A 26,430-nucleotide genomic window follows, 5' to 3' on the forward strand; every position below is an offset into this window, starting at 1 on the left:
CCTTCTTTATTTTATCGAACATGTTCTAATTCTTCACTGAATTCATCTGAAGAATATACATCCTCTTCAGCCACTTTTTCTTTTGGGAAATAGCCGAGAATGAAGCCGAAAATACCGGCAATCGCACTGATTATGAATGTTGGATTCGCAAACACTTCCCAAGATTTCACAATCAATTCACCTTTTTGGAACAAGACACCAGCCAGCTGACCTAAGACAAGACACGTCCCGCCGATTAAAAATAACAAAAGACACATTTTAAATAAAAAGGCGATAATCTTTCTCATTTTTTCCACTCTCCTTTACATTAGGACTGGTAAGAAACCCATTGCAATCAAATAACCGATCAATAAAATAGGAACCACATAATAGACAACTAACGGAACGAATGTCTTTTCAGGACTTGCACCTGCAAGCGAGGCTGCAATAAAGATTGATCCGGAAGCCGGAGGCGACGCACCTTCTGTGGATGCAAATACGAGAATTGCGACTACTGCAAGCAATGGATCAACCCCAGCTGACACCATTGCCGCAAAAGCAACCATTCCAATGGCAGTTAAAGTGGCTGTTGATGACAATGGACCGGCAACGAGTGCAACAAGGAGCGAAATAAACAGTACCATTAGCCACTTAGAAATGGAGATTGACTCCATTACAGCTGTTAAATCTTCAGGAAGACCGAGATCTGTCAGCACTTGGCTGGACGCATAAGCGAAGACAAGCAATGCGCCAATCGTTGAAAAGCGAGGAATTGCTTTATTTAAAAAATCAGACCAACCAGCTGCTGTTTTAGGTAACCTTGTCCATCCGACCATCATGCTGATCAAAATGATTAAAATTGGAATCCAAGTGATAAGTGAAATACTATCCATTGCGTCTTCCCCGATATTTGGATTTTCCATAAAACGTTCAGCAATGGGACCAATCGTGACGACAATCGGAATTAAGGCTCCAAAGAAAATCAATGTTGACTTCCAACCTGTCCTAAGCGCTTCTTTCAGCGGCTGAATAAACTCAGGTGAAATCGCTTTAATATTATCACGTTTAACAAAATACATGATGAGGAACACACGGTAAATAACTTGATAAATTCCTGAAATAAACAGGGCTACATATAAGTCACCCTCTGATACCACAGCTGCAATGGGCGCGAACCCAAGCATGATGAACATCGACGCACTAGGTGGTAATGCTGCACCGAGACCGCCATTGCCGGCTACAATGGTAGCTGCTCGTTCCCGGGTGAAATCGGACTGCACCATCCACGGTGCTGTAATAGAACCTGTCGTAGCCGTATTTCCCGAGTTTGATCCTGCAAGCGTTCCCATTACTGCAGATGCAATTGTATCAACGTATGCAGCTCCACCAGGAAGCCGCCCAAGCAAAGAGTTCAATATTTTCACCAGACTGGCAATAATTGCAGTATGATCAATAACATACGCCATAAACACAAACGCCACAGACGCGTACAAAACATCATTTGTACCAGCAAAGAGGAGACCACTCCATATTAAATCAAAAAATTGTGTACCTCCAAACATAGAAGTTGCAAGAAAACCTGCAAGCATTGCCTCTGCAATATTACGTTTTAATACCAGGTTCCAAAAAATTATGATGCCAATAAATACTAATAATGCCCAGATTCCAATCCCCATATCTACACCTTCTTTCTCAATTTTTAAGATGACTGACCCCCAACAATAGTCATGTATTTTTATGTTGTCACCTTAAACGCCTCAATCACCTGCCGCCAGTGATCCGGCTGTTCACCATGATACTTCTCTTTTAAATTTAATAAAGCAAGTTTTTCTATTTTGGCTTTTGCTGCTATGGACATCGATGAATCAATTTTGGCTGATTCTAGCATATCAATTGTGCCGCCAAGTTCTATTGAACGTCGAGTTGCATGAAGTGCCGTTCCCGTCACGAGCCGATTCATTGTTTCCTCAAATGTTCTGCCATTAATCGTTTCACTCAATGAATCTATGACAAGGTTTTCGACATTAAAATGATGAGCAGCTTCTAACAATTCAATATAAAGCCCAACAATTCCTTTCATATAAATGCTTCGTATTAATTTTGCAGCAGTTGCTTCACCAGGTATTTCGCTAACCTTCTCGATATTCATACCATACACAGTCATCATTTCAATAAAAACATCCGTTCCATCACCACTTGCGAGAATCGGCACTCTATGTTTATAAACAGGCAATGGTCCCATCATCGCAGCATCTACAAATTTTCCTCCAGAATTACTTATATTTGACGATATCTGCTTTTTGACATTCGGGTTAGCTGCTGAAACATCAATATAAACGCTTTTATTATTAACATGTGACATTAGTTGTTCACTTACTTCAAGCGCCTTGTGTGCAGGTACTGCAACAATGACAGCTTCCACTTCTTTCATGACCTCTTCTAATGATTCCACCATTGTAACATTTGACACTTTAGCCCGTTTTCGAATCAATTTGCTATATTCCGGCACATTCCAGAGCGGATCATATGCCTTCATTTTTCCTATTCCTTGCTCGTTTAGACCGGACGCTAATTCAAAGGCTGCCTCCCCAAATCCAATGAATCCCAAATACATATTCTCTTACTCTCCTTTAAAATCCAAATTCTTTTATTTTTTCAGCCAGCCATTCCGGGACGATACTGTTCTTATCGGCATTTCCTTGTTTTCGGTTCTCTTCATAGCTAACAATAGTCTGCATCCGTTTTTCCTCATATTTAAGCTTTGCTTCTGCTTTTACGAGCACGTTCTCAATTTTTTCTTTCGGGACAACAACAACGCCATCATCATCTCCGACAATTAAATCACCCGGATGAACGGTAACCCCAGCGCAGGATATTGGTATATTAATTGCACCAGGGCCATCCTTAAATGGCCCATTAGGAATAAAGCCTTTCGCAAAAATTGGCAGCCCAATTCCACAAAGCATTTCTTTATCACGGACAAGCCCATCAATCACGATTCCTTCAAGACCTATTGCTTTTGCTGCTCCAGCCATTAACTCACCCAGATAAGCATTTTCTGTATGCCCTTTTCCATCTGCGACAAGCACATATCCCTCGCCTCCACAGTAAATTCCCTGATGTAAGAAAAGATTATCTCCTGCTCTCATCTCAACTGTTAAAGCAGTTCCAGCTACTTTCATCCCAGGTGAAACCGGCTTCACTTTGTAATCCATTGAACCGGTACAACCTAGTGCATCTGAAATAAGTGTTGTATTTAGTCTTTTGGCCCTTTCAATAATTTCTTGAGACAAAAGCTGTGCTGTATAAATCAATTGCATCCACTCCTCTATTAAAATATTGTTTAATTTCTCAACCCTAGTTTTCTTCTAAAACCAATTGATAACGGTTTCAAAATCAGCTAAAAAAATATTATTTAATGTGTAGTAAAAATAACAACTTAATTTATTTATGTAATATTTATTACTACTTTAATGACATATTAACATCGTTATTTAACGATGTAAACAGTTTTTTTAAACGTTCAAACTGTATAAAATAAAAAATGGACTGAGCAATCAGACCATTTTTTAACTTTAAGTTTTTGATAATATGGTGTTTTCCGCTCAATGAATCAGAGCTCGTCGGCAGCAAAGTCCCCCACCTCAAAAACACTGTTTTGTACACCTCAATGACTGAAATTTTCATTTTTTCAAGATAGACCGTTATTTTATGATAGGCATAGAAAACGCTTTCCTATAAAACCAATCTTTCCGAATCAAGGGGTGATATCATGGGATGAAGAAGAAGCTTTTGTTAGGCTTAAATGATTTTGTTTTTATAAGAAGCTTGAAGCTTTCTATCGACCTTTTCACTGTTTCTTTTACCTGGTTTTGACCTTGAACAAAAAGCACTTACAAAAGGGGGTAATAGGATGAAATTCAACAAGACAATCATCTGGTTGTTGGCTCTTTCTTTTTTAACTTCATCGTTATTATTAGGGGAAATTCAAGTTACAACTGCGGCAGTTATTGATTCTATCCCAAACACATCAAGACATATTAAGGATTACGACAATAGTTTTTGTCAGTAACAGGTTTTGCATCATTAGGGGTTAATGACCGAAGCGAGTATTTAGAAACCGCTTATTATCGTAAGGTTAAAACGGAAAGAGAGTTTTTGCAGGCAATCTTGGATGCTAGAAATGGCAGTGTAAAAGTCATTGAAGCCACAAGAGATTTAAGCTTAGGCCTTTTATATGATCGCATTTTGATTACCTGCTGTTTAGTCAAATAACCTTGCCGAAAAGGCTTGGAATAAGGTTAATTTGTTCTCCATTCATACTCTCCTTTAACTTGAATCCAAAAAATTTTCCATTCTTGCACTTTTTAATTAATAAATATTTAGTGACTACTGAGATGTTCATGTATTAACTTCCAAGATATTTGATGCCCTTCCAGTCCCTGAAACAAATTTACTATAGTTAATATTCTTCATTTCATGTTGTCCATTCACCCTAACTGACTTGTAAAAGGCCGCCTTTTTACGGCAATCTCCTTTATGAACATTACTAGCTAGCATTTCTTCAGTTTCTATTTTACTTGTATTAATTCTTCTGTAATCGCAGCATAAAGGTTCACTGAATATTTTTTAAAAGCTAAATATCCTCACATTTATATCATTTTAGACTTTGAGATTACTTGCATTTGTTTTGAAGCTTTTGCCCAAAAAATCAAAGAATTAATGTTTATTAAACAATTATTTTCATTCCTAATTTTTGGTGAGTTTTTGTAGTTTTTAGTAGGATTCTGTAGTTCTTATTATAAATTAACATTATCACTTCTATGAAAGCGCTTAAAATCTCTTCATTGCGGTACAGGAAGTATGAAACGATGAATGTGTATCACTTTTATTTTTGCCAATCACCATTATCTGGAGGTATTTCTAATGAAAAAACTAACTACAAAGAAAAAAGTTACTCTCGCCTCACTAGCAGTAATGACAACCGGGGTTATCACCATCTATTCAAGTTATACTGATGCATCACATCCTGTTGAGGCTAAACAGATTAAAATTTCTGATACAACCAATGTTGCGGAGAAAAAATTACCTAACATTAAAATTCTAGCAACTGGCGGCACTATCGCAGGAACTGGTTCTACTTCTACCCAAACAACCGGCTATCAAGCTGGCGTCCTAACTCCAGATCAATTAATAGAAGCAATTCCTGAAATTAAAGATATTGCCAATATTGCCACTGAGCAGGTCTCACGCATTGATTCTGGTACTTCTAATACGAATGCCGTAATGGTCCAACTTGCAAAGGAGGTCCAAAAGGAATTGGATAATCCAGAGTGTGACGGTGTTGTGATCACGCACGGTACGGATACAATGGAGGAAACGGCTTACTTTCTCAACCTGACTGTTCATTCTGACAAACCGATCGTCATGGTTGGCTCAATGCGCCCCTCTACGTCAATTTCAGCTGACGGTCCGTTAAATCTGTACAACGCTGTAGCACTTGCTGGTTCCAAAGATGCTAAAGGCAAGGGTGTCATGATCTCCATGAATGACAAGATTGGAAGCGCTCGTGATACATATAAGACTAATACCACTAACGTGGATGCCTTTAATAATCCAGAACTCGGCTCCCTCGGCATTATACAAGGAGGTAAAGCTTATTTCTATAGCATGCCAATTAAAAAGCACACCACTGAGTCCGAGTTTGACATTCGCAAGATCACTGAAGACAATCTGCATCGTGTTGATATTGTTTATTCACATGCCAATGATGACCGTGTAATGGTTGACGCTGCGGTTGCTACCGGTGCAAAGGGAATTATCCATGCTGGTACAGGTAATGGTTCTATCCATGAAAAAACACTTCCAGGTCTACAGGATGCTGTAAAAAATGGTGTTGTCGTTGTTCGTGACACCCGTGTTCCAGAAGGCATGGTTACACACGAACAAATTGACATTGACAACCGCTTCGTCAATTCTGGCAACATTAACCCTCAAAAAGCCCGTATCCTGTTAATGTTGGCACTCACTAAAACCGAAGACTCTAACAAGATCCAAAAATACTTCAATGAATACTAAGCCTTTATTCAGCTTAGCTATTCTTAGAAATGTCCAGTTTAATAGATTCTCTTACACTAGCGCCAATGAACTATTTATCATCAATAAGCTTATGTTATTCTTTTAAAAATAAAAATGTACTCAAGATGAATGCCCTGTTATAATAATAAAATTTCTAAATAATAGCTTAAACATATAAAAATAAGCGTTATCCTTGTTCAAGGATAGCGCTTTAGAATCGATCTGTAACAGATTATTTTTAGACGACTAATACACGCCATTCACAAACTTCTATCATCCCTAAATTTTTATATACATTGCGAGCAACTGGATTACTATAAAATAAATAAGAGTATTTTCCTTCTTTTAGCAGCATTTCAAATAAACCAATTAATACTTCTGTTCCAAATCCCTTTCCACGAAAATTTGGATTTGTAAAAACCCCTATTATGATAGCACTTTTTTCACCCTCCTTAATAGTCGCAGCCGATGATACTATCTCATTATCTATACTTAAATAAACTGTACGGTCATTTGTTTTTTTTAATCTTTCACTTTCCATTTTAATATAATCATTTTTATTATTAGGGAGACTTCCTTGAAATTCCTTAGTTAATAAAAATAAATCATATTGCATTTCAATTTCCTTTTCAGATTGCACAATCTTTATTTTCATTTCTGGGTATCTTCTTTTAGCAGATATGTTCTTAACAAATCCCATATGTGATAAAGCATCTTCTTTTACATTAATGTAGGGTATAAATTTCTCTATTAATTTACTAGGTCCCGATAATTTACTATATGTTAAGGTGTCCAGGATCTCTTTATAAATATCTACATTTCGCTCTGTATTAGAATAATAAGAAACATTATTAAAATTATTTAGTAAAATCGATACTAATTCTCCATTTTCATATTCTCCGAAAACTTTAAAATGCTTCCCTTGATAATTATTCGTAACTAAATCATTAATAAAAAAGTAGTAGTTTTCTATTTCCCTGCCAAATAATGTAACTACCTCTTTATGATTTGCAATTGATAACTGAGCTATGCTCATAAATTCACCTCCATTTGAAAGAACATAAATTTCATTTACCTTTTAAGTTTCCTTCATTCATAGATCCTTATTTAGAAGAAAAGGAGATGTACTTTTAATAAAGAAAAGCAAGATCCCCTAAAAGGAACTCTCTTGTACGTTGTTAAAACGTTAATAGTTAGAAATTTCTATTAGATTACCATCTGGATCCCTTATATAAATAGAAGTTATCGATCCTAATGCTCCTGTTCTTTTTACTGGACCTTCTTCAATATGTGCTCCGTACCTACCTAAATGCTCGATTACCTCTATCATAGGAACATCTGTGATAAAACATAAATCAGCTGTACCAGACATGGGTGTTTTTGCTTTTGGTTCGAATTCTTTGCCTGCTTCATGTAGGTTTATTTTCTGCTTTCCAAAGTGTAGTGCCTTTCTGCCCTCTCCAAATGTGATAACCTCCATCCCAAAACCTCGCTATAGTATTCACATGTTTTATAAATACTCTTTACAGTCAAAACCAAATGATCTAATTTTGAGATTTTCATTGAACCACCCCTTTTTATTCTTTATAGGAAATAATACAACTTTCTATTAGAAAACCAGCTCTTTAATTTTATTTCAAACCTCCACTATTACATCATTATTTTTAAACAACTATCCGATGTTAGGAGTTGTTTAATATATGTCCTTTTACATTCCATTAGTAATATATGTTTATCAAGATAGTAAAAAAATATGAATCTCCATTATGTTTAAACTCTAAAAATATGGCAATACTGTTCTTATACTTAAGAGATTGTGAGGTTAATAAAAATGAAAAATGTGTTGCCTGCTACTTTTTTAGTATTTTTTACGTTTGTTGCTTTTGGTTTATACTTCCTTTATCAATTAGGGGTTTTTACAATTAAGGTTATGGTGTTCACTTTATAGAGGATTGGAACGGTCAGTGACAGAGTCTTGCTTATAAAAGAAAGCAGCGAGTTCACTGCTTTCTTTTATTTATTTGATGCTCTCACTTACCTGAACAGGAATCTGTTTTCTCTCCGTAGCGATCCAGGCAAGGCCAAAAATAATGACAATCCCGCCAATTATTTGTGTAATTAAAATAGGTTCATTGAAAAAGAACGAACCTGTTACTGTTGCAGACGCAGGGACAAAATATCTATAGAAATTCGATTTTGCTGCCCCTACTTTATTCATGGAAACGTTCCATATCACAAAAGCCGCAACCGTACAGAGAAGAACATTGTAGGCGATGGCTCCCCAAACACCGATAGTAAACTCATTCCATTGTATTTCCTGCCACCCGCCAATTGTTACGGGCATTAAAAAGATGGAACCAAATAGGATACACCATGCGGAAACACGCAATGGAGAATATTTCGCCATTAAAGGCATACAGGAAAGATTATACAAAGCACCGATAAAGCTAATCGCAAGGGCAAGCATATTCCCCAGCATATATTGTGAGCTAAAATCGAAGCCATCTTCTCCGCCTAAAATAATCAGCACAACTCCTACTAATGCAACCAATCCGCCAATGACCAGCCTAGGTGTCATGACCTCCTTTGTAAAGAACGAGGCAAAGAGCGCTGCAAAAATCGGCCATGGTGCCACATTCAATAGTGAAGCGTTTGCAAGAGTTGTATATTTAATAGAATACATAACTAGAATTTCTAATAGGGTTACACCAAAAAAACCAATGATTGCAAGCTTAATAAGGTCTCGTTTTTCCACCTTCACGCTTCCTTCTGTCCATTTTAAAATTCCAAATAAAATCGGTAATGCTAAACCAAATCTAAGAAATACAAATATTTCTGGGGAAAAAACCTCCATTGCAAATCGTGAAATGCCAAAATTAACACCCCAGATGACAGCAACAAGGATTAGTCCTATGTAATACACTTGAGTTGACTTCATATTTTATTCCATCCTATTCTTTACAGCTGATTTTTTTTATGACTAGATAAGATCAGAGCCAGACAAGTTACCGCCTGGCACTATTCACCAATCGCTCCTTTGATTTCATAGAGGGATAGATCAAGTTCCAGTTGTTTTCCTATTGCCAGTTTCGCCAGTTCAGCACCTAGATACGGTCCGCTCGTTAACCCTGACGCTCCCAAACCATTTGCAAGCAAGACTCCTTTGACATTTGGGAGCTCACCAATCACAGGTAAAAAACCTGGTGTAAACGGCCTAAACCCTACTCTTGTTTCAAGCATCGTACTTTCAGCTAAACCTGGGGCCACCGTTAATGCCTTTTGAAAGATCTCGTTCATACCTCCTGCTGTTACTCGGTAATCCAGACCCGCCTCATCCTCATGTGTCGCACCTACCACCACTCGGCCAGCTTCAAATGCGAGGATATACTGGTTATTTGGCGGCATCACAACCGGCCAGCTGCTTGTGTCAGTATCAGGCATTTCGAGGTGGACGATTTGAGCCTTTTGAGGGGTGACTAAAAAATCAATCCCTATAGATTGAAGAAGATCTTTAGACCAAACACCACCAGTAATAATCACCTTATCCGCTTCTATGCTTTTGCCTTCCACCGTAATCCCCAGAACACGATCCTTTTTATGAATGAGGCTTGCATCCCCATTTATAACATTGACACCACGCTTCTTCGCGCCATTAATAAGTGCATCACGAAGAGCCCTGCCATTTACTCGTGCACCTCCGCTAACAAAAACAGAACCATATTCCTCTGCGATCGGAGGAAACAGCTTCCTTGTTTCAGATGGTGACAAGATCGAAATTTCACCAATTTCAGGCGCCTCTTCCCGTCTCTTTCGTGCACGTTCTGCCATTCTTTCTAACTTCTCTGCATCTGTATGTAAACTAATGGCTCCTACTCGCTTATAGCCCGTTTCCGTTTCACCGTCTGTTTCTAATTGTTTAATCAATTCAGGATAGTATCTTGCTCCACCTTTAACCAGCTTATACCATGCTTTGTTGCGGCGCTGTGTTAACCATGGGCAAACAATCCCCGCTGCTGCATCTGTCGCTTGTCCCTTGTCAAAACGATCGACTAATGTAACCTCGGCTCCTGATAAACCAAGGTGATATGCGGTTGATGCGCCAAGAATACCTGATCCAATGACAATTATTTTCATCTACAACACCTTTTTCGTTTTATCTCACCGCTAAATCCAATCTTAACGGCAGTAATACCTTCCTTCAATATTAAAGTCAGCTTAGAAGTAAAGTAGGGGTAACTGCCCGTAAAGATCTGACGAAGGACAGGATGTCCAAGTCAGGCGCCAGCCACAGGACGTGGCGATGATTTATGCGTGATAAGTCTCAGCACAACCATCAGTGGGAAATTGGTCGATTAACATAGTCACGTCCCTAGCAAAGTCTGTACACGTACATCTACTACTTAGATAACTCCCCACGATAGAAGTCTCGCTTTATTATATAAAATTTTTAAAGCGCACTCCATTTTCATTGGCAAAATAAAATCCCTGCTGCCGAGCAAGGAAAGCAAATCGTGAGCATTTAATTGAGAGTACCTAGAACAATACAATTGTTTTATTTTAAGATCTTATTTAAAAACTCCTGCCGTTCCTTTGCATTCTCCTTAATAATGATGTCTACTCCACTATCTACTGTTTTTTCAACTTTCTCTCCTTTTACCACCCTCATTGCCGTTTCTACACTTAAGTAGCCCATATCATAAGGATTTTGTGCAACCGTTCCAGGGATGGTTTCATCTTCAATTAACTTGAGCATTTCGGTAATTGCATCAGCACCAGTCACAGGCATTTTAATTCCATGCTGCTTTAACACCTCTAACGCATCCAACGCTGTTATGTCATTTGAAGCAATCACACCTTTTACCGTAGGATGGTTCTTTAAAATGGTTTTCATTGCTTCTTTGTTTTGCGCTGAACCGTTTAATTCTGTTATTTGTGCGGCAATTTCAATCCCTGCCGCTTCCAAACTCTTTTTCGCACCTTTTAATCTGTCACCTGAGACAGGACTGCTCATATCTCCGCCAATTAAGGCCACTTCATCCCCCGGCTGAAGCTGGGACGCTAATAATGCTCCTGCCTTTTTGCCTAAATCAAAGTTATCGGTACCAATATAGGCTGTTTTTCCCGTCCAAGGATCATCTGTATCTAACAGCATAACAGGAATACCTGCTGTCACAAACTTCTCCAACGTAGGAATAATATCTCTTGGAACGATTGGCGAGACAATTAGTACTTCCGGCTTTTCTTTAAGAACCTGTTCCAATATCGTAATTTGTTCTTCAATTGTTCCCTTACGAGGCGCAAGCACTTTCCCGTCTATGTCAAAATCCTTAAAGCCCTTCTCTATGCCGGCTTTTAGAATTTCCCAATACTCGGTATTTAAATCCTTAAAAACAACAACTACTTTTGGCTTTTCATCAGCAAATGATTTCGTTATAAAACCAATAATAATAGCAGAAAAAATAATCGTTATAAGAAAAAGTAATTTGCGGTTTTTAATCATTACACCCTCCCCTCTCATGAGGAAATACCTTCACTTTCACTTGATTGATTAAAACGAACGGAAAAAACTGTCCCCTGACTTCCTGTTTCTATATCAATTTCAGCATCGTGACGTTCAGCCACACTGTAGCAAATTGCTAATCCCAGCCCTGTTCCTGTCTCCTTTGTCGTAAAGAAAGGAGTACCGATTTTCTCCAACACTTCAGGGCTAATGCCTGTTCCTTGATCCTTTATTTGCAGAATGACAAAGTCACTTTCTGTAAATGTTTTTATCGTAAGCTTACCTCCCGGTGACATCGCATCAAGCCCATTTAAGGCAATATTTAAGATAAGCTGGCGAATTTCTTTTTGATCTAAAAAAATCTCATGACATTTACCTAAATCAAGAAAAATATGCTTACTTGATCTTAATGCCTCTGCTTGAATCAGCGGTGATAACGCTTCAATAATCGCATTGAGGTTTTGCTTCCTCTTAACACTGACTTTGTTTTTCGCCAAATTAAGAAATTCTGTTATGATCGAATTTGCTCGATTTAACTCTTCCAGCATCAAATCTACGATCTCATCAGGTAACTTCCTGCAGTCATTCCTTGTTACTTGTAAAAATCCGTGAACAGTTGTCATCGGGTTCCGGATTTCATGGGCAATTCCTGCAGCCATTTCGCCGATTAAATTCAAGCGATCTAATCGATACATCTCCTTCTCCAAGTGAACCCTTTCCGTAATATCCGTTAAAGCAATAAGCGCGCAGCGTTCCTGATGGATGTCAATCATTTCAGTAGACAACAGTCCGACACGAATCTCCCCTCGCTTTGTTTTGTAGTTAATTTTTTTGTTGCGAATCACTTGCTCAAAATCAATCATTTCATCTGTTTTTTCGACAAACTTCTCGATATCAATCTTTTTATTGACCAATTCCTCATAGCTATAGCCAGTGAAATTTACCCAGCTTGCATTTACATCAATAAAAACTTCCTGTTTCAGAGAAAAAATCCCCATTAAACTAGGACTGCATTCAAAAATCTTTTTAAATCTTTCTTGTGAATAATAAAGGTGCTCTGCAATCTTATTTCGTTCCTCAATCTCTTTTTGCAGCTTTTCATTCGCCTTTAAAAGTTCCAATGTTCGTTCCTCCACGATATGTTCCATATCATGAAGCCTTTGTTTTTTTACTTCCTCGATTTGCTTTCGTTCTGTCACATCTCGTATTGTGCAAACAAAAATTTGTTGATCTTCAACTGTTGCTTCACCAATTTGAATATCTGCAGGAAAATAACTCCCGTCCTTTCGTATAACATACGATTCAATAATCCTGCCTGAGGCTTGTTTGATGGAAGAAAAAATCGAAAATGTTGATTCATCTTCATAATCACTCATCACCTTAAGAAACAGCATCACAACATGTTTTCCAATCAACTCGTCAGCTTCATAACCAAGCATGCCTTTTACTGCCGGGTTCACCGAGATGATATACCCTTGGTCATCAAAGGTGACGATTGTATCGATAATGGTCTCGCCAATGACCTTTGCTAATGCCTCAGTACGACGTAAATTCAATTTAGTTCGATCAAGTTTTTTATTTACTTCCATTAATTCGTCCGTACGTACTTGATCGGTTTGAATGATCGTTTCTTCGTGCTTTTGATGAATTTTAACGAATTGTTCTATTTTTTGTTTAAGAGTTTCCGGATGAAAGGGTTTAAATATATAATCAATAGCTCCGACAGAATACCCTTGTTGTACATGCTCGATATCTTGACTAATAGCCGTAATAAAAATAATTGGGATATGCCGTGTTTTTTCCCGCGCCTTAATAAGCTTTGCGGTTTCAAAGCCGTTTAATCCCGGCATTTGAACATCAAGCAAAATAACTGCAAAATCATGTTTAAGCATACATTTCAATGCTTCTTTTCCTGAATTTGCACTTACCAGGTTATAGTTTGGAGATATAAGAACAGCTTCCAATGCGAGCAGATTTTCAGGATGGTCATCCACCATTAAAATATTAACCTTTTTTGCAGGTAAACTATTTAATTTTTCGATAGATTTTTTCTGTTGCATCAAATTCTCCGTAACAGTTTTCATAGCTAGTAAACTTTATCCCCTCTCTTTTACCCAGTCCAAGAAAACCAGATAAGCTTAAGCTATTGTAAAATAGCTTATGAACATCATTTTGAAGACTCTTATTAAAATAGATTAAGACATTTCGACAAATAATAATGTCGAATTCGTTAAAGGAATGATCTGTTACTAAATTATGCTGGGCAAACACGACGTTTTTTTGAAGAAAGGGATGAAAAAACACCTGATCGTCCACTGCCTTATAATACTCTGAAAAGGCTCGTTTTCCACCTGCTTCAAAATAGTTTTTCGTGTAACGCTGCATTCCATCTAAAGGAAACGTGCCCTTTTTTGCCTTTTCTAAAATAGTAGCATTTATATCTGTAGCAAAAATTCTTGCTTTTTCATAGAGCCCTTCTTCGTGTAAAAGAATCGCCATGGAATAAACTTCTTCACCCGATGAACAGCCGACATGCCAAATACGAATCTCAGGAAATTCCTTCATAATCGGAATCACTTTTTTTCGAATAGCCAAGAAGAAGTCTGGATCACGAAACATCTCCGTCACATTGATCGAAAAGTCTGATATCAGCCTCTCCATGACATTATGGTCCCGTAGAATCTTTTCCTGAAGGGCTGATATACTAGAAAGATTTTCTTTATTCACTCTATGGCAGATTCTCCTTTGAATAAAAGGAGATGCATAATTTCGAAAATCGTATCCATAATAGCGAAATACCGCTTCTAAAAGTAACTCTATTTCAATTTTTTCAATTTCATCTAGATCAGTTTTAACAGAGTTAATTGGAAATAGTTTTGTAATGTCCTAGCCCTCCTTCCTATAAAGCCAAACTTGCATAAGTGAGAATAATTGATCCAAATTAATCGGCTTACTAATATAATCAGTTGCACCAGCGTTTAGGCATTCTTCACGGCTATGCTTCATGGCCTTTGCTGTGAGGGCAATGATTGGAATCGTGCTAAATTCATGTTTTTTGCGGATTCTGCGCATGGCTTCAAATCCATCAATCTCGGGCATCATAATATCCATTAAAACTAAATCGGTATCTGGATTGTTTTGCAGCACTTCAATACCTTCACGGCCATTTTCCGCGACAATAATATCCATTTCATATTGTTCCAGCGCAATGGTTAATGCATATACGTTGCGAATATCATCATCGACAATCAAGATCTTCTTATCCTTAAGCATTGATCTCCCATGCTGTTTCAGATTTTCGTCTTTTCTTGCCAGGTCTCCCTTATTTAATTGATACTGGTTCACTTCTAGACTGACAGCTGCTTCTTCAAAAGCAGAAGTTTCTTCGATCTTGTCAATTTGCTCAAAGTGTGGCAAGTATAATGTAAAAGTGCTCCCTTCGCCTTTCTCACTTCTGACCTCAATAAATCCGCCCAGCAGCTGGGCAAATTCTCTGCTTATAGAAAGACCTAGTCCTGTACCGCCATATTGACGGCTTGTCGTTCCATCCGCTTGTTTAAATGCATCAAAAATCGTTTGTTGTTTATCTCTGGCAATGCCAATTCCCGTATCAATAACAGAGAAGGCTAACATATACTTTGTTTCTCGATCGACAGAATGGAGCCTTGTACCAATTGCTTCTTTTCCAACCTTATGAACAACTAGGGACACACTGCCGCTTTCGGTAAATTTAAAGGCATTAGAAAGCAGATTTTTTAAAATTTGCTGAAGTCTTTGTTCATCTGTATAAAAACGATCTGGTACTTGTACAAGTTCAACAGAAAACTGGACTTGCTTCTGTCTGGCAATCGGAGAGAATTGACTTAAAATATCGTCTCTTACCTGCTTGAGCTCTATTTCTTTAGGAACAACTTCCAATTTGCCTGATTCTACTTTTGCGAGATCCAAAATATCATTAATCAAGTGAAGCAAATCATTTCCTGACGAATAGATGGTCCGAATATATTCTTCTTGCTTTGATGTAAGATTTCCCTCACCATTTTCTGAGAGAATTTGTGCCAGAATTAGCAGGCTATTTAACGGTGTCCGAAGCTCATGGGACATATTAGCTAAAAACTCGGATTTATATTGGGAACTTAACTCTAGCTGTTGCGCCTTTTCCTCAAGAGCCTCTCGAACCTTTTCAATCTCTTTTTTCTTTTGTTCCGATGCTTCATATTGCTCTTCAAGCTTTTCATTCGTTGTCCTTAATTCCTCTTGCTGCAATTGCAATTCCTCAGATTGAGCCTGAAGCTCTTCTGTTAAGGCTTGAGATTCTTGCAGCAGCCTTTCAACCCTCATCCTGTTTGAAATACTATTAAGCGTAATGCCGATAGTGCTGTTTACTTCTTCAAGCAGCTTTACCTGTGACGGAGTAAATGACTCAAAAGAGGCAATTTCGATGACTGCCAGGACATCGCCTTCAAATTGAACCGGCAGAATAATAATATTTTTCGGTGCGCCTTCTCCCGTGCCTGAACGAACTTTTATGTAATGTTCGGGTACTTGGTTAAGCAGGATTGGCCGTTTTTCAACCGCACACTGTCCAATCAGCCCCTCGCCAAAACGAAAACGATCAAAGTCTTTCTCTTCTTGCGACAATGCATATGCTGCGATCCTTTTTAAATACGGATGGCTTTCCTCTATCTCCTTGACATAGAAAGCGCCATGGCTTGCACTGACCATTGGGACAAGCTTCGCTATTAACAGCTCAGCCAACATCTGAATATTTTCAACCTCAGGATACATGGTGGATATTTCGGCAATCTTCGTCTTCAGCCAGCTATGTTCCTCCGCTTCTTCAACTAGCTTTTTCTCAAGCTTGCTATGCTCCTCTAACGCTCTGGCCATTTTATTAAAGGCTAAGGCAATTTCACCAATTTCATCTTTATAAAAAACCTCAATTCGAGGCAGTCTGCCAAAATCACTTGATGTCACACGTTTCATAACAGAGGTTACATTATTAAGGTTTTTCGTCATGCGTTTAATCATATAAATTGTGTAGCTAATACCAATAGTTAAGCCAATGGCCAAATAAATATAAATCACCATGACAGCCCAATTATACGTTTCTCTCGATCTTAAAAGCTCATTTTTCATCTCTTGCTCCTGCAACCCATGGAGAAGCTCTGCAATTTGAAGCATCCTTTGTCTCGTAAGCTCTGCTTCATTCCATAGGGCAGGTTTAATTTCAACATTTTGATCAATCTTCCTAGCCGTCATCACCTGCTGTGCCAAGTTTTGATAGGACTCGTGCAAGGTTTTAAACTTTGCAATCAACTCCTGAGACTCTTCTTGTGTATCCTTTTTTTCCAGTGACTCAATGGCAAGCTGCATATTGATATGAGATTGCTCCCAAGCATTTGTCGCTTTTTGTCTATTTTCACTTGATTGTTCAGTTGTGATTTCTCTTAACTCTCTGCCTATATTAGATGTCTCGTACTTAATATCTGAAGCCATATTAATTCTCTGATACAATTCATTCACAACAACATGCATATTAACTGTCGATTGTTCAAGCATATTCAATAAAATAACAACAATAATCGAAATTAATAGCAATAATGATCCAATACTCAGATAAAGCTTTGTTTTAAATTTCATTTGGCCTCCGCGAATAATTTTTTTCATTATCGTTTAATGATTATTTATAATATTTCAATATTCTGTAAATTACTTTTCCACTAGATAAATCTTTTTCAATTTATCTCTTAAAATTACATATTTTGCTTATAATAATACTTTAAATCGCTGATTATCGTCTACCCATTATTTCATACAAGCAAATAGTCAAACGAACTTTTTTTCAACATAAAATGACAATTTATCTGTTTTCGAAAATTATATTAGTATATTAATATGGAATTTAATTAACAATAAAAAAAGAACCTAGATAGACAATTAGGTTCACCTTACACCAATATATTGGGCACCCCATTACACTAAGTTCATTTTTCCCTTCTTGCTTGCGGAAGTAAGTATTATTTTTTAAAATCTTATACAATTCAATTTACCGTTTATTCATCCCTTTAACAAAGCGTAAGGACCTGTCGTTTGTAATAAATTCCCAACAAATAATTCAACATCTTATCAAAAGGGATTATAAAAACGATTCCCATCAAAGAACGTAACGATAAGTGAAATGGATGAAATGACTCCGATCAGACATAATGCGAGATAGTCGTTTTTAGTAAATGGGCGCGCGCTATACCATGTTCGTTTATCCTTCTTCCCAAACCCGCGCAGCTCCATAACATTACTAATCGCTTCAATTCTATCCAAGCTCGAAAAGATAAGAGGCATAATGATTGATAACGCATTTCTCATACGTGCTGGAAGCTTTTCTTTTTTAGACATGTCAAGGCCTCGTGCCTGTTGTGAACGTGCAATATTTCTAAAATCCCTTTGAAGGTCTGGAATATATCGCAAAGTTAGCGATACAGCAAATGCAATTCGGTAGCTTATGCCAATTTTATTTAATGAAGCAGCAAATTCACTAGGATTTGTGGTTAAGATGAGGATAAGTGCTGCCGGAATGACAGTTATGTATTTTAACGTTAAATTAAATTGATAGAATAGTTGCTCAAGAGTTAGTTCATAACCTTTAGGCAACTCCACTAGTAGATGCTTTGATCCATAAATTCCAACACCCTCCTGAGGTGAAAAGATATAAATGGCCACATTATTAATAAAAAGGAAGAATAGGATAAAACCTAACACAAAAGATATCTCGCTAAATTTAATTTTTGAAACAAGAAAGAGAAAAAAACTAATAAAAAGCAAGAAAAGGAGAATTCGTGTATCATATGTAAGCATAGCTGCAGTTGACCAAAAGAGAAAACAAATCAATTTCGTTGCACCTGTTAATCGATGTACTGGTGATTCTCGATCAATAAAAGACAGCATATTAACGGCCAAAGTGTTTTTCCCCCTTTTCATGGAAGATAAAATGGTTTATAAAATCGTTGATTTCATTGATACCTGCTCTTTTGGCTAATTCGTATAAAGATGTTTCTTTTAAATTAGCCTGTTCCAATACAGGCCGGCTGCTTAAAATTTTGGTTGCCCGATCATCTGCGAGCACTCTTCCATTTGCAATGACAATTGCTCGAGGGGTATACTCCAGCATAAGATGCATATCATGTGTAATGATTAAAATAGTGACCCCAAGTCCATTAAGTTTAACAAGAAAGTCCATTATTTCCGTGTAACGGCGGTAATCTTGACCTGCTGTAGGCTCATCCAATATGATAATATCCGGCTGCAGCACAAGAATGGATGCAATCGTGACCCGTTTTTTTTGACCATAGCTTAGTGCAGAAACCGGCCAATTTCGAAAAGGGAGCAGCCCGCATATGTTAAGTGTATGTGTAACTCGTTCCTTTATTTCATTATCCGGAATCCCTCTAACGAGAAGCCCCAAGGCAACCTCATCATAGATCATTGCTTTTGAAATCATTTGGTTCGGATTTTGCAGCACCATACCAATGTTAAGGGATCGCTCCTTCAGCGTATCATGCGTAATATCCCTGCCATCTACTAAGATTCTTCCGGTATCAGGTTTTTCAAATCCGCAAATCAGCTTAGAAAGAGTAGACTTTCCCGCACCATTTTTACCAACAATACTGACCATCTCACCTTTTGAGATAGTAAAAGAAACATCCTGTAAAATTTTACGTTGATCATCATATTGAAAATGAATTTGCTCAAGCTCTAACACAGGGGCTTTTTTCAAATTTGACTCTTGCTGAACCCCTCCTTTAAACCAGGAAAACAGCTTTTCTTTACATGATTTTACTAAAAGGCGCTCCATTTGGGTTGGACTTGAATCTGGAGTAATTCGATAACCGGCATATTTTAATGCTTTCACATATAAAGGCTCACGTAAATTATTCTCCTCTAATACATTTGAGGCTAATACCTCATCGGGAGACATATCACATACAACTCGTCCATTATTTACGATGATGATTCGGTCTATTTTTTGATCCAGAACATCCTCTATTCGATGTTCAACAATAAGAACAGTCGCGTTTGTTTCTTCATGGATGCGATTTATGAGTTCCATTGCATGCTTACCAGTTGCTGGATCGAGATTTGCCAAAGGTTCATCAAATAGAAGAATTTTCACCTGATCAACAAGGACTCCGCCAAGAGCAGCCCTTTGTCGCTGCCCGCCTGATAGTTCGTGCAAAGAATGATTTAAATGGCCATCAAGCGCCACTATTTTGGCTATTTCAAAAACCCTTTCCTTCATTTCCTTTTGGTTTATACAATCATTTTCTAAAGAAAAGGCCATATCTTCCCCAACTGTTAAACCTATAAATTGCCCATCAGCATCTTGCAGGACAGTCCCTACTATTTTTGACAGAGCAAATATCCCTTGTTCTTTTGTATCTTTTCCCTTCACCTTTAGTTCTCCAGTGATTTTCCCTTTATAAGAAAAAGGAACCAATCCATTAATACAATGTGCAAGCGTACTTTTTCCAGAGCCTGAAGGTCCTGCAATGAGTATTTTTTCACCCTCATAAATTGTTAGGTTAATATCTGTAAGCGTTGGCTCTGCTTGACTTTTATATTTAAAACCAAAGTTTTTAAATTCAATTACTGGCACTTTCATTGCATTTCCCCTATCAAAAGAGACTGACCTTTCTATCAAAGAAGTCAGTCTCTTTTATTAATGAAATCATATTGAAATTTTGGCTTTAGGCGATCACTTTCCGCAGGTGGTCCTGGTCCTCCTCAGCGCTTTGCAGCTCGTTTGGTCTCCCCTGTCCCGTTGTTCCGATGGGAGTATCGCTTCCTACGCTCCAATCGACATTGTAACTGAGCTTAAATTAAAGAGTTTCTTCTTTTTTCAAACTGTCTGATTTCGTACGTGTTTTTGCATAGGCAGTGATTAAGATCGTACCTAAGACACCGACGGTTACTATATTTGCAATTGCGGCAACTGCTCCTTGTAAGAAAACTTTGTTAACTGGTTCAGCATAAATTAAAATATCTAAAATCGGAGCAACAAGGATCCATCCAATCGCCTGGACAATCGCTTGGATGATGTTAAACGAAACAATTTGCTTTGTTGCAAAAACACCCTCCTGAACCGTTGATTTTCGTGTTGCATAACCGATTAAAAAACCAACAAGTGCAGAGACAATCACCCAGCTCCACCATGGTGAGCCATAAAATAATGCATCCTTCAACGCATGTCCTATAAATCCTATAAGTCCGCCGGCAATCGGCCCAAAAACAACAGCCATTAAAGCCAGAAAAGCATAAGACGTTTCAATCGACGTGTTTGGAATTCCAGTTGGAATAGAGGCAAAGCGACCTAAAATGACAAAGACAGCAGTTCCAATTCCTATTGCAACGATTGTTTTTGTTGATAAGCTTTTTCCCTTCATAAAGATCCTCCTTTACGATTAAGTATTTTTGGCTCTTTTGCCTAAATCAACTGAGCATTTACTTTAAGGAAAATGAGAGCATAATAAATTGCCTTTTAAATTTTATTTAACAATTCAAAGACTTATGCTAGGCATTTGGTTGTAAATTTATTACAGAAAGACAACTGCCCTATACGACCAAAACCAAACCAATTTGACATACCAATTCCTTGGAAATCAAAAAAACTCGTCAAATTGACGAGTTCTTTAACAATAGCAGTAAACTGGATATTTTTTAAAAGCTGGAGAATCTTAAATAAAGTGAGAAAGTGACCTTGATTATGCTCTTCTAATGAAAAAATTTCCATGAATAGATGAAAAGTAGCCTTGATCTCCCTTCTCAAGGACATTTCTCTAGGTGAAGTGATGAAAACTGGCCTTGATCTCTCTTACATAGACTTAACTCTTGGTGAATCGATCTAAACTGGCCTTGATCTCTCTCCTCAAGGACGAAACTCCCGGTGAACCGATGATAAATGGCCTTGATACCTCTTCTCATGGACTTAACTCTCGGTGAAATGATGATAAATGGTCTTGATCTCTCTCCTCATGGACTAATCTCCATGTAAATCGATCTAAACTGGCCTTGATACCTCTCCTCATGGACTTAACTCTTGGTGAATCAATGAAAACTGGCCTTGATCCCTCTCATCAAGGACTTAACTCTCGGTGAAATGATGAAAAGTGGCCTTGATACCTCTCATCAAGGACTTAACTCTCGGTGAATCGATCTAAACTAGCCTTGATCTCTCTCATCAAGGACTTAACTCTTGGTGAAATGATGAAAAGTGGCCTTGATCCCTCTCCTCAAGGACTTAACTCTCGATGAATCGATGAAAAGTGGCCTTGATACCTCTCATCAAGGACTTAACTCTTGGTGAATAGATGAAAAGTGGCCTTGATCCCTCTCCTCAAGGACTTAACTCTCGGTGAACCGATGGAAAAGGGCTTTGGTCCCTCTCTTCAAGGACTAAACTCTTTGTGAATCGATGAAAAATGGCCTTGATACCTCTCCTCATGTACTTAACTCTCGGTGAATTAATAAAAAGCGTCCTTGATCACTCTCTTCAAGGACGAAACTCTTGGTGAATCAATGAAAACTGGCCCTGATCATGCAATAACAATGAACTGCTATCAAAACTAGCACCTTTAGCTAGTTTATTCTCCTAGCAGCCTGCTGAATAGGATCCCATACACTATTATATGGAGGAGCATAAGCTAAATCTAAATCCAGTAATTGATCGGTTGTCAACGATTGGAATAAAGCTGTAGCTAATACATCAATTCGTTTATCCACGCCATTTTTGCCGATGATTTGTCCACCTAAAAGCTTATAGGAATGCTCATGATACATTAATTTCACCGTCATTTTTTGATCATCTGGATAGTAGCCAGCAATATCAGTGGCTTGGATAGTTACTGATTGACTAGGGATATTTAATCGTTTTGCTTCTGTTTCAGATATCCCTGTTCGTCCCAGTGTTAGATCAAAAAATTTAATGATTGATGATCCTACCACACCTTTAAATGTTTTATGGTGATTGATCATGTTCAAGCCGGCAATTTGCCCTTGTTTATTTGCATGAGTTCCTAAAGGAATATGGTCATCCTTTTCTTTAATGCGATGAAATTGGGTGGCACAATCCCCGGCGGCATATATATCCTCTATGCTTGTCTGCATATAGGCATTTACCTGGATCGCACCATTAACGCTTGTCATAATGCTGGTGTCTTTTAGAATTCCCGTATTGGGTCTGACACCAATTGCCAACAGAACAAGATCTGTTTTATACTCTCCTTTGTCGGTTTTCACAAATTCCACATGGTCCTGACCCTTGAAAGCTTCAACAGACTCTCCAAACTTTAAAACAATTTCTTTCCTCTTGGCTTCTTCATGGATCAACTCTGCCATCTCTTTATCAAAAATCTTTGCTAATTGCTCATTCCGTTCTATGATGGTTACCTTCTTACCTAATTCCACAAAGCTTTCTGCCATTTCAAGACCTATGTATCCGCCGCCGATCACCGTAACATGCTTGATCTCTTTTTGCAGGTAAGCCATCATACTTTTTGCGTCCGGAATCGTTTTTAACGTAAAGATACCTGGCAGGTTCACACCCTCCCAATCTGGGATCACCGGACTAACACCTGTTGCGATGAGGAGACGGTCATACGGCATGTTAAATGCTTTTCCATTTGAATGATCAGTTCCGCTCACCTGCTTATTCTTTGGATCAACATTAACCACTTCATGGAAAATTCGTGCATCAATTCCGTATTTGTTGCGAAACGTTTCCTGTGTACGGGCAACCAATTTATCAGCAGATTCAATTTTTCCACTAATCACATAGGGAAGGCCACATTGACCGTAGGAATAAATTCCCCCCTTTTCAAAAACCGTTATTTCATGTCCGGAGCTATTCCGGACAATTTGCATGGCAGCACTCATCCCTGCTGCATCCCCGCCGATAATCACAAACTTCATTTTCATCCCTCCTTTCATTATTTTCCATTTAAATGATTTTTTTAAACATAGAAAAAATACCTGCTATCATCCTGAAAATCGGACAAATGACAGGCAGATCATTATTTTGGTTGTTTTCTAAAATTTGGTGCTATTTGCCAAGATATGCGGTGTGATTGATTGCAGTTAGAAATGCTCGCATTCCATGGAGAGAGCGGCGAGCCCCTTCGACTTAAATGCATGCCTAATAAGTCTCACCTGTCCCCTGCTCTATGCAGTCTCGCAATCAACTCCAATCAATCTTAAACAGCTTTCGCCAAAAGCTATTTAAAGGCAGCAATCTCTTTAGAAAGAACCCTTTATATAAATAGCCATTGGCATCATGAACTGTTCTCCTAGATAAAATCAGCCATCGAACGCACTTCTATTTTTTCTGGATTTTCATCCTGTTTCCGTGCCTTAAACCTTACCTTTTTAGGCAGACCTGGAATGAGGTCAAAATAGTTATCGGTAAAAATACCTTCTGTTTCTGTTGACAGCCAAACTTGTTTAGCTAACACATCAGTTGTCAGGATCCATTCAGCTCCCTCGCTGCTTTCTACTAATTCCATGGAAATTGCAGGTGGTTTAAGGACTAATTCTTTAGAAGGGACAAAGTAATATTCCTTGCTATCGATCACTTTTTCATCTTGATCCAATACATAGCGCAATACGACATTACTGCGATTCCGATCATTTAGAAGCTCGTCGACTTGAATGGTCTTCACGACAGTGCTGGAATTTGGGCTTATTGTTACTGGACTTGTCTCCTCGAGAAGCAATTGTCCGTCAAAATCGTATAGTTCAATTGTGACATTACCTACAACCTGGCTTAATTGATCGGAAACGACATAAATATCTAATGATTTTTCTTTTGCTTCAATTGAAAGAATGACATCCTGGAAGCTTTTCTTTCCGTAATAATGAAGGGCTTTCCATCTTCCATAATAGTCCATGCTCGACCATGAAGCAACCGGCCAGCAATCATTCATCTGCCAATACAATGTTCCCATGCAGTAAGGTTTTCTTCTCCGATGGGCTTCAATTGCCACCTTTATTCCTTCTGCTTGCAGAACCTGACTCATATATAAAAATCCAGGAAAGTCTTTCGGGGCAGGGCAATATGCTTCCATATATTCCTTAATTAACTGGTTTCCTCTTACATTCTTTTGATGGTGGAGCATAATTTCCGATTCTAGTGCCAGATCCTTCTCTTCAGCATAAGAATGGACTGTTTTTAATTCAGGAAATGACTGAAAGCCATACTCACTCATAAATCGTCCTACATGTGTGTTATAATCTTCGAACGGTTTAGAGCCATGCCAAACATCCCAATAGTGAATATCACCGCTTGTCGTGGTAAAGCTGGCGTGTTGGTTTTCATCTCCTGTCCAATCATTCATCGGTGATGAAGGCCAATAGTCTTCAGCTGGAGCATATTCGTCCACTGCATCTGGGAGAATTCTATGGAAGATCGCCTCATAATCACTCCAGATTTTTTTGCGGATCTCAGGAGAATATTGTTCCTTCCAGCCCCATCCTGCATGGTCAATATATTCAGACCACGCGGTATCCATTTCATTATTTCCGCACCATAAAACTACAGAAGGATGATTCCGCAATCTTTTAATCGTTTCTTCCGCCTCTATTTTTACATTTTGTAAAAATGCTTCATCACCAGGATACATGCTGCAAGCAAACATGAAGTCCTGCCACACCGTGATTCCATACTCGTCACATAAGTCATAGAACTCATCATATTCATAAATTCCGCCGCCCCATATACGAAGCATATTCATATTTGCTTCAACAGCGCTGATGATTTCATGCTTATACCTCTCATATGATATTTCTGTTACAAAGCTATCATTTGGAATATGGTTCGCTCCCTTAGCAAAAACAGGCACTCCATTTAGTTCAAGATAAAAGGAACTTCCCTCAGAATCCTTTTCCCTTATCAGCTTTACAGACCTTAAACCGGCTTTGACAGATTTTTCAGCAACGATATGGTTTTCGTTATGTAATAATACGGAAAATTCATATTGATGCTGTTCCCCTAAACCTCTGCTCCACCATAGTTTAGGATTCAAAATTTCTATATCAAGCTCTATGAAGTTTTGGCCGGATTTTAAATAAACCTCTTTTTCTAGTAAAATCCCTTCTGTTGAAAGCTGAAGATGTCCTTGCCAGTCACCATCAGATTCAATTTCAACCTTTGCACTCAGGCTTGCTGAAGAAGCGGTTATTTCTTTTTGATGAATAAATAAATCTGTTATTTTACACGTTGTCCAGCCCTCTAGCTGGACTTCTTTCCAAATGCCGCTAGTAACAAATCTCGGACCCCAGTCCCAGCCATAATGATAAGGAGCTTTTCTTGCAAAGATACTCACTTTTTTATCACCGAGACCACCATCTTCTGAATGATCGTTGCCGGCAGGTAAGTCATAGCCTAATTTCTCCAGTTTCGGCAGGTCTTCTTTAATTGGTGAGCGGAAGAAGACTGTTAACCTATTTTTTTCTTTTTTAACTAATGCCTTAACATCTGCTTGCCATGTGCGAAACATATTATTCGCTTCCAATATTTTTTCATCGTTTAGATACACATCCGCATAAGTGTCTAAGCCATTAAAGACCAGATGTAAACGGGAGGTGTTCATTAAATGATCCGGGATATCAAAGATCGTTTCATATTCCCAATCCTGTTTGTCTATCCATTGCAGGTCCAACTCATTTGTTCCATAGAATGGATCTGCAATCTTTTTATTCGCTAGTAAGTCTGTATGAACACATCCAGGTACACTGGCAGGAAGCCACTCTTGATTATCACTTTGTTTAAAATGCCAATTTCGCAGGAGCATTTTCGTTACATTTTTATCATTTGTTACATTTAA

21 protein-coding genes are annotated in these 26,430 nt (G+C 38.2%); 3 read left to right on the forward strand and 18 right to left on the reverse strand.

The genetic code is table 11. The features are described from left to right. Positions 1 to 11: 11 nt before the first annotated feature. The 4 genes from WQ54_RS27670 to WQ54_RS27685 are packed head-to-tail and all read right to left on the reverse strand — an operon-like array spanning position 12 to position 3,293. Complete coding sequence (locus WQ54_RS27670; RefSeq protein ID WP_046589450.1) at positions 12 to 287, reverse strand: hypothetical protein; 276 nt, start codon at positions 285 to 287, stop codon at positions 12 to 14. Between the two features lie 15 nt (positions 288 to 302). Next, complete coding sequence (locus WQ54_RS27675; protein WP_046589452.1) at positions 303 to 1,655, reverse strand: TRAP transporter large permease subunit; 1,353 nt, start codon at positions 1,653 to 1,655, stop codon at positions 303 to 305. 59 nt (positions 1,656 to 1,714) lie between these two features. Beyond that, the gene (locus tag WQ54_RS27680) at positions 1,715 to 2,593 is read right to left on the reverse strand and encodes a DUF1932 domain-containing protein (RefSeq protein ID WP_046589453.1); all 879 of its coding nucleotides are present in this window, start codon (positions 2,591 to 2,593) and stop codon (positions 1,715 to 1,717) included. Positions 2,594 to 2,609: 16 nt separating this feature from the next. Next, the gene (locus tag WQ54_RS27685) at positions 2,610 to 3,293 is read right to left on the reverse strand and encodes an RraA family protein (RefSeq protein ID WP_231597672.1); all 684 of its coding nucleotides are present in this window, start codon (positions 3,291 to 3,293) and stop codon (positions 2,610 to 2,612) included. A 599-nt stretch (positions 3,294 to 3,892) separates the two neighbouring features. Here WQ54_RS27685 and WQ54_RS34020 point away from each other — a divergent pair. The 3 genes from WQ54_RS34020 to WQ54_RS27695 all read left to right on the forward strand — a co-directional run bounded on the left by WQ54_RS34020 (position 3,893) and on the right by WQ54_RS27695 (position 6,057). Further along, complete coding sequence (locus tag WQ54_RS34020; RefSeq protein WP_156178204.1) at positions 3,893 to 4,051, forward strand: hypothetical protein; 159 nt, start codon at positions 3,893 to 3,895, stop codon at positions 4,049 to 4,051. Beyond that, positions 4,042 to 4,254: a hypothetical protein gene (locus WQ54_RS27690; protein ID WP_046589457.1), complete on the forward strand. Its 213-nt coding sequence runs from the start codon at positions 4,042 to 4,044 to the stop codon at positions 4,252 to 4,254. Before WQ54_RS34020 ends, WQ54_RS27690 begins: the two co-directional genes overlap by 10 nt. A 651-nt stretch (positions 4,255 to 4,905) precedes the next feature. Next, entirely contained in the window at positions 4,906 to 6,057 is a 1,152-nt protein-coding gene (locus tag WQ54_RS27695) for an asparaginase (protein ID WP_046589460.1), read from the forward strand. Between the two features lie 238 nt (positions 6,058 to 6,295). Here WQ54_RS27695 and WQ54_RS27700 read toward each other — a convergent pair whose 3' ends face one another. From WQ54_RS27700 to WQ54_RS27765, 14 genes are all read right to left on the reverse strand, one after another. After that, positions 6,296 to 7,093 (reverse strand): GNAT family N-acetyltransferase, encoded by a 798-nt coding sequence (locus tag WQ54_RS27700; protein WP_046589462.1) that lies wholly within the window; start codon positions 7,091 to 7,093, stop codon positions 6,296 to 6,298. Positions 7,094 to 7,243: 150 nt separating this feature from the next. Then, positions 7,244 to 7,537, reverse strand: coding sequence for a VOC family protein (locus WQ54_RS27705; RefSeq protein WP_331435279.1), 294 nt, complete (start codon positions 7,535 to 7,537; stop codon positions 7,244 to 7,246). Further along, complete coding sequence (locus WQ54_RS35540) at positions 7,477 to 7,620, reverse strand: VOC family protein (protein WP_331435280.1); 144 nt, start codon at positions 7,618 to 7,620, stop codon at positions 7,477 to 7,479. The genes WQ54_RS27705 and WQ54_RS35540 overlap by 61 nt, the downstream gene beginning before the upstream one ends. 454 nt (positions 7,621 to 8,074) lie before the next feature. Then, entirely contained in the window at positions 8,075 to 8,995 is a 921-nt protein-coding gene (locus WQ54_RS27710; RefSeq protein ID WP_046589463.1) for a DMT family transporter, read from the reverse strand. 80 nt (positions 8,996 to 9,075) lie between these two features. Next, entirely contained in the window at positions 9,076 to 10,191 is a 1,116-nt protein-coding gene (locus tag WQ54_RS27715; protein ID WP_046589465.1) for an FAD-binding oxidoreductase, read from the reverse strand. Between the two features lie 418 nt (positions 10,192 to 10,609). Then, complete coding sequence (locus WQ54_RS27720; protein WP_052738015.1) at positions 10,610 to 11,557, reverse strand: sugar ABC transporter substrate-binding protein; 948 nt, start codon at positions 11,555 to 11,557, stop codon at positions 10,610 to 10,612. A 14-nt stretch (positions 11,558 to 11,571) separates the two neighbouring features. Next, complete coding sequence (locus WQ54_RS27725; RefSeq protein WP_046589467.1) at positions 11,572 to 13,617, reverse strand: PAS domain S-box protein; 2,046 nt, start codon at positions 13,615 to 13,617, stop codon at positions 11,572 to 11,574. Next, positions 13,583 to 14,440 (reverse strand): protein-glutamate O-methyltransferase CheR, encoded by an 858-nt coding sequence (locus WQ54_RS27730; protein WP_046589470.1) that lies wholly within the window; start codon positions 14,438 to 14,440, stop codon positions 13,583 to 13,585. The genes WQ54_RS27725 and WQ54_RS27730 overlap by 35 nt, the downstream gene beginning before the upstream one ends. A 3-nt stretch (positions 14,441 to 14,443) precedes the next feature. Beyond that, on the reverse strand, positions 14,444 to 17,200 hold the full coding sequence (locus WQ54_RS27735; protein ID WP_046589473.1) for a response regulator: 2,757 nt from the start codon (positions 17,198 to 17,200) through the stop codon (positions 14,444 to 14,446). 486 nt (positions 17,201 to 17,686) lie between these two features. Beyond that, positions 17,687 to 18,514 (reverse strand): energy-coupling factor transporter transmembrane protein EcfT, encoded by an 828-nt coding sequence (locus tag WQ54_RS27740; RefSeq protein WP_046589476.1) that lies wholly within the window; start codon positions 18,512 to 18,514, stop codon positions 17,687 to 17,689. After that, positions 18,504 to 20,216, reverse strand: coding sequence for an ABC transporter ATP-binding protein (locus WQ54_RS27745; RefSeq protein WP_046589479.1), 1,713 nt, complete (start codon positions 20,214 to 20,216; stop codon positions 18,504 to 18,506). The genes WQ54_RS27740 and WQ54_RS27745 overlap by 11 nt, the downstream gene beginning before the upstream one ends. 217 nt (positions 20,217 to 20,433) lie before the next feature. Continuing rightward, positions 20,434 to 20,997 carry an ECF-type riboflavin transporter substrate-binding protein gene (locus tag WQ54_RS27750; protein ID WP_046589482.1) on the reverse strand — a complete coding sequence of 188 codons (564 nt, stop codon included), beginning with the start codon at positions 20,995 to 20,997 and terminating at the stop codon, positions 20,434 to 20,436. 1,192 nt (positions 20,998 to 22,189) lie between these two features. Next, positions 22,190 to 23,521, reverse strand: a complete 1,332-nt coding sequence (locus WQ54_RS27760; RefSeq protein WP_046589487.1) for a CoA-disulfide reductase — start codon at positions 23,519 to 23,521, stop codon at positions 22,190 to 22,192. A 374-nt stretch (positions 23,522 to 23,895) separates the two neighbouring features. Next, positions 23,896 to 26,397, reverse strand: a complete 2,502-nt coding sequence (locus WQ54_RS27765) for a glycoside hydrolase family 2 protein (RefSeq protein ID WP_046589757.1) — start codon at positions 26,395 to 26,397, stop codon at positions 23,896 to 23,898. Between the last annotated feature and the right edge of the window lie 33 nt (positions 26,398 to 26,430).

It is taken from the genome of Bacillus sp. SA1-12 (genome assembly GCF_000981385.1).
Taxonomy (GTDB): domain Bacteria; phylum Bacillota; class Bacilli; order Bacillales; family Bacillaceae; genus Metabacillus.

What these genes read in the sequence shown, in the direction of transcription:
- WQ54_RS27760 (WP_046589487.1), bottom strand. Translation starts at nt 23,521, where the DNA reads ATGAAGTTTGTGATTATCGGCGGGGATGCAGCAGGGATGAGTGCTGCC.
- WQ54_RS27705 (WP_331435279.1), bottom strand. Translation starts at nt 7,537, where the DNA reads ATGGAGGTTATCACATTTGGAGAGGGCAGAAAGGCACTACACTTTGGA.
- WQ54_RS27700 (WP_046589462.1), bottom strand. Translation starts at nt 7,093, where the DNA reads ATGAGCATAGCTCAGTTATCAATTGCAAATCATAAAGAGGTAGTTACA.
- WQ54_RS27735 (WP_046589473.1), bottom strand. Translation starts at nt 17,200, where the DNA reads ATGAAATTTAAAACAAAGCTTTATCTGAGTATTGGATCATTATTGCTA.
- WQ54_RS27750 (WP_046589482.1), bottom strand. Translation starts at nt 20,997, where the DNA reads ATGAAGGGAAAAAGCTTATCAACAAAAACAATCGTTGCAATAGGAATT.
- WQ54_RS27745 (WP_046589479.1), bottom strand. Translation starts at nt 20,216, where the DNA reads ATGAAAGTGCCAGTAATTGAATTTAAAAACTTTGGTTTTAAATATAAA.
- WQ54_RS27675 (WP_046589452.1), bottom strand. Translation starts at nt 1,655, where the DNA reads ATGGGGATTGGAATCTGGGCATTATTAGTATTTATTGGCATCATAATT.
- WQ54_RS27715 (WP_046589465.1), bottom strand. Translation starts at nt 10,191, where the DNA reads ATGAAAATAATTGTCATTGGATCAGGTATTCTTGGCGCATCAACCGCA.
- WQ54_RS27720 (WP_052738015.1), bottom strand. Translation starts at nt 11,557, where the DNA reads ATGATTAAAAACCGCAAATTACTTTTTCTTATAACGATTATTTTTTCT.
- WQ54_RS35540 (WP_331435280.1), bottom strand. Translation starts at nt 7,620, where the DNA reads ATGAAAATCTCAAAATTAGATCATTTGGTTTTGACTGTAAAGAGTATT.
- WQ54_RS27725 (WP_046589467.1), bottom strand. Translation starts at nt 13,617, where the DNA reads ATGCAACAGAAAAAATCTATCGAAAAATTAAATAGTTTACCTGCAAAA.
- WQ54_RS27680 (WP_046589453.1), bottom strand. Translation starts at nt 2,593, where the DNA reads ATGTATTTGGGATTCATTGGATTTGGGGAGGCAGCCTTTGAATTAGCG.
- WQ54_RS27670 (WP_046589450.1), bottom strand. Translation starts at nt 287, where the DNA reads ATGAGAAAGATTATCGCCTTTTTATTTAAAATGTGTCTTTTGTTATTT.
- WQ54_RS34020 (WP_156178204.1), top strand. Translation starts at nt 3,893, where the DNA reads ATGAAATTCAACAAGACAATCATCTGGTTGTTGGCTCTTTCTTTTTTA.
- WQ54_RS27710 (WP_046589463.1), bottom strand. Translation starts at nt 8,995, where the DNA reads ATGAAGTCAACTCAAGTGTATTACATAGGACTAATCCTTGTTGCTGTC.
- WQ54_RS27695 (WP_046589460.1), top strand. Translation starts at nt 4,906, where the DNA reads ATGAAAAAACTAACTACAAAGAAAAAAGTTACTCTCGCCTCACTAGCA.
- WQ54_RS27765 (WP_046589757.1), bottom strand. Translation starts at nt 26,397, where the DNA reads ATGCTCCTGCGAAATTGGCATTTTAAACAAAGTGATAATCAAGAGTGG.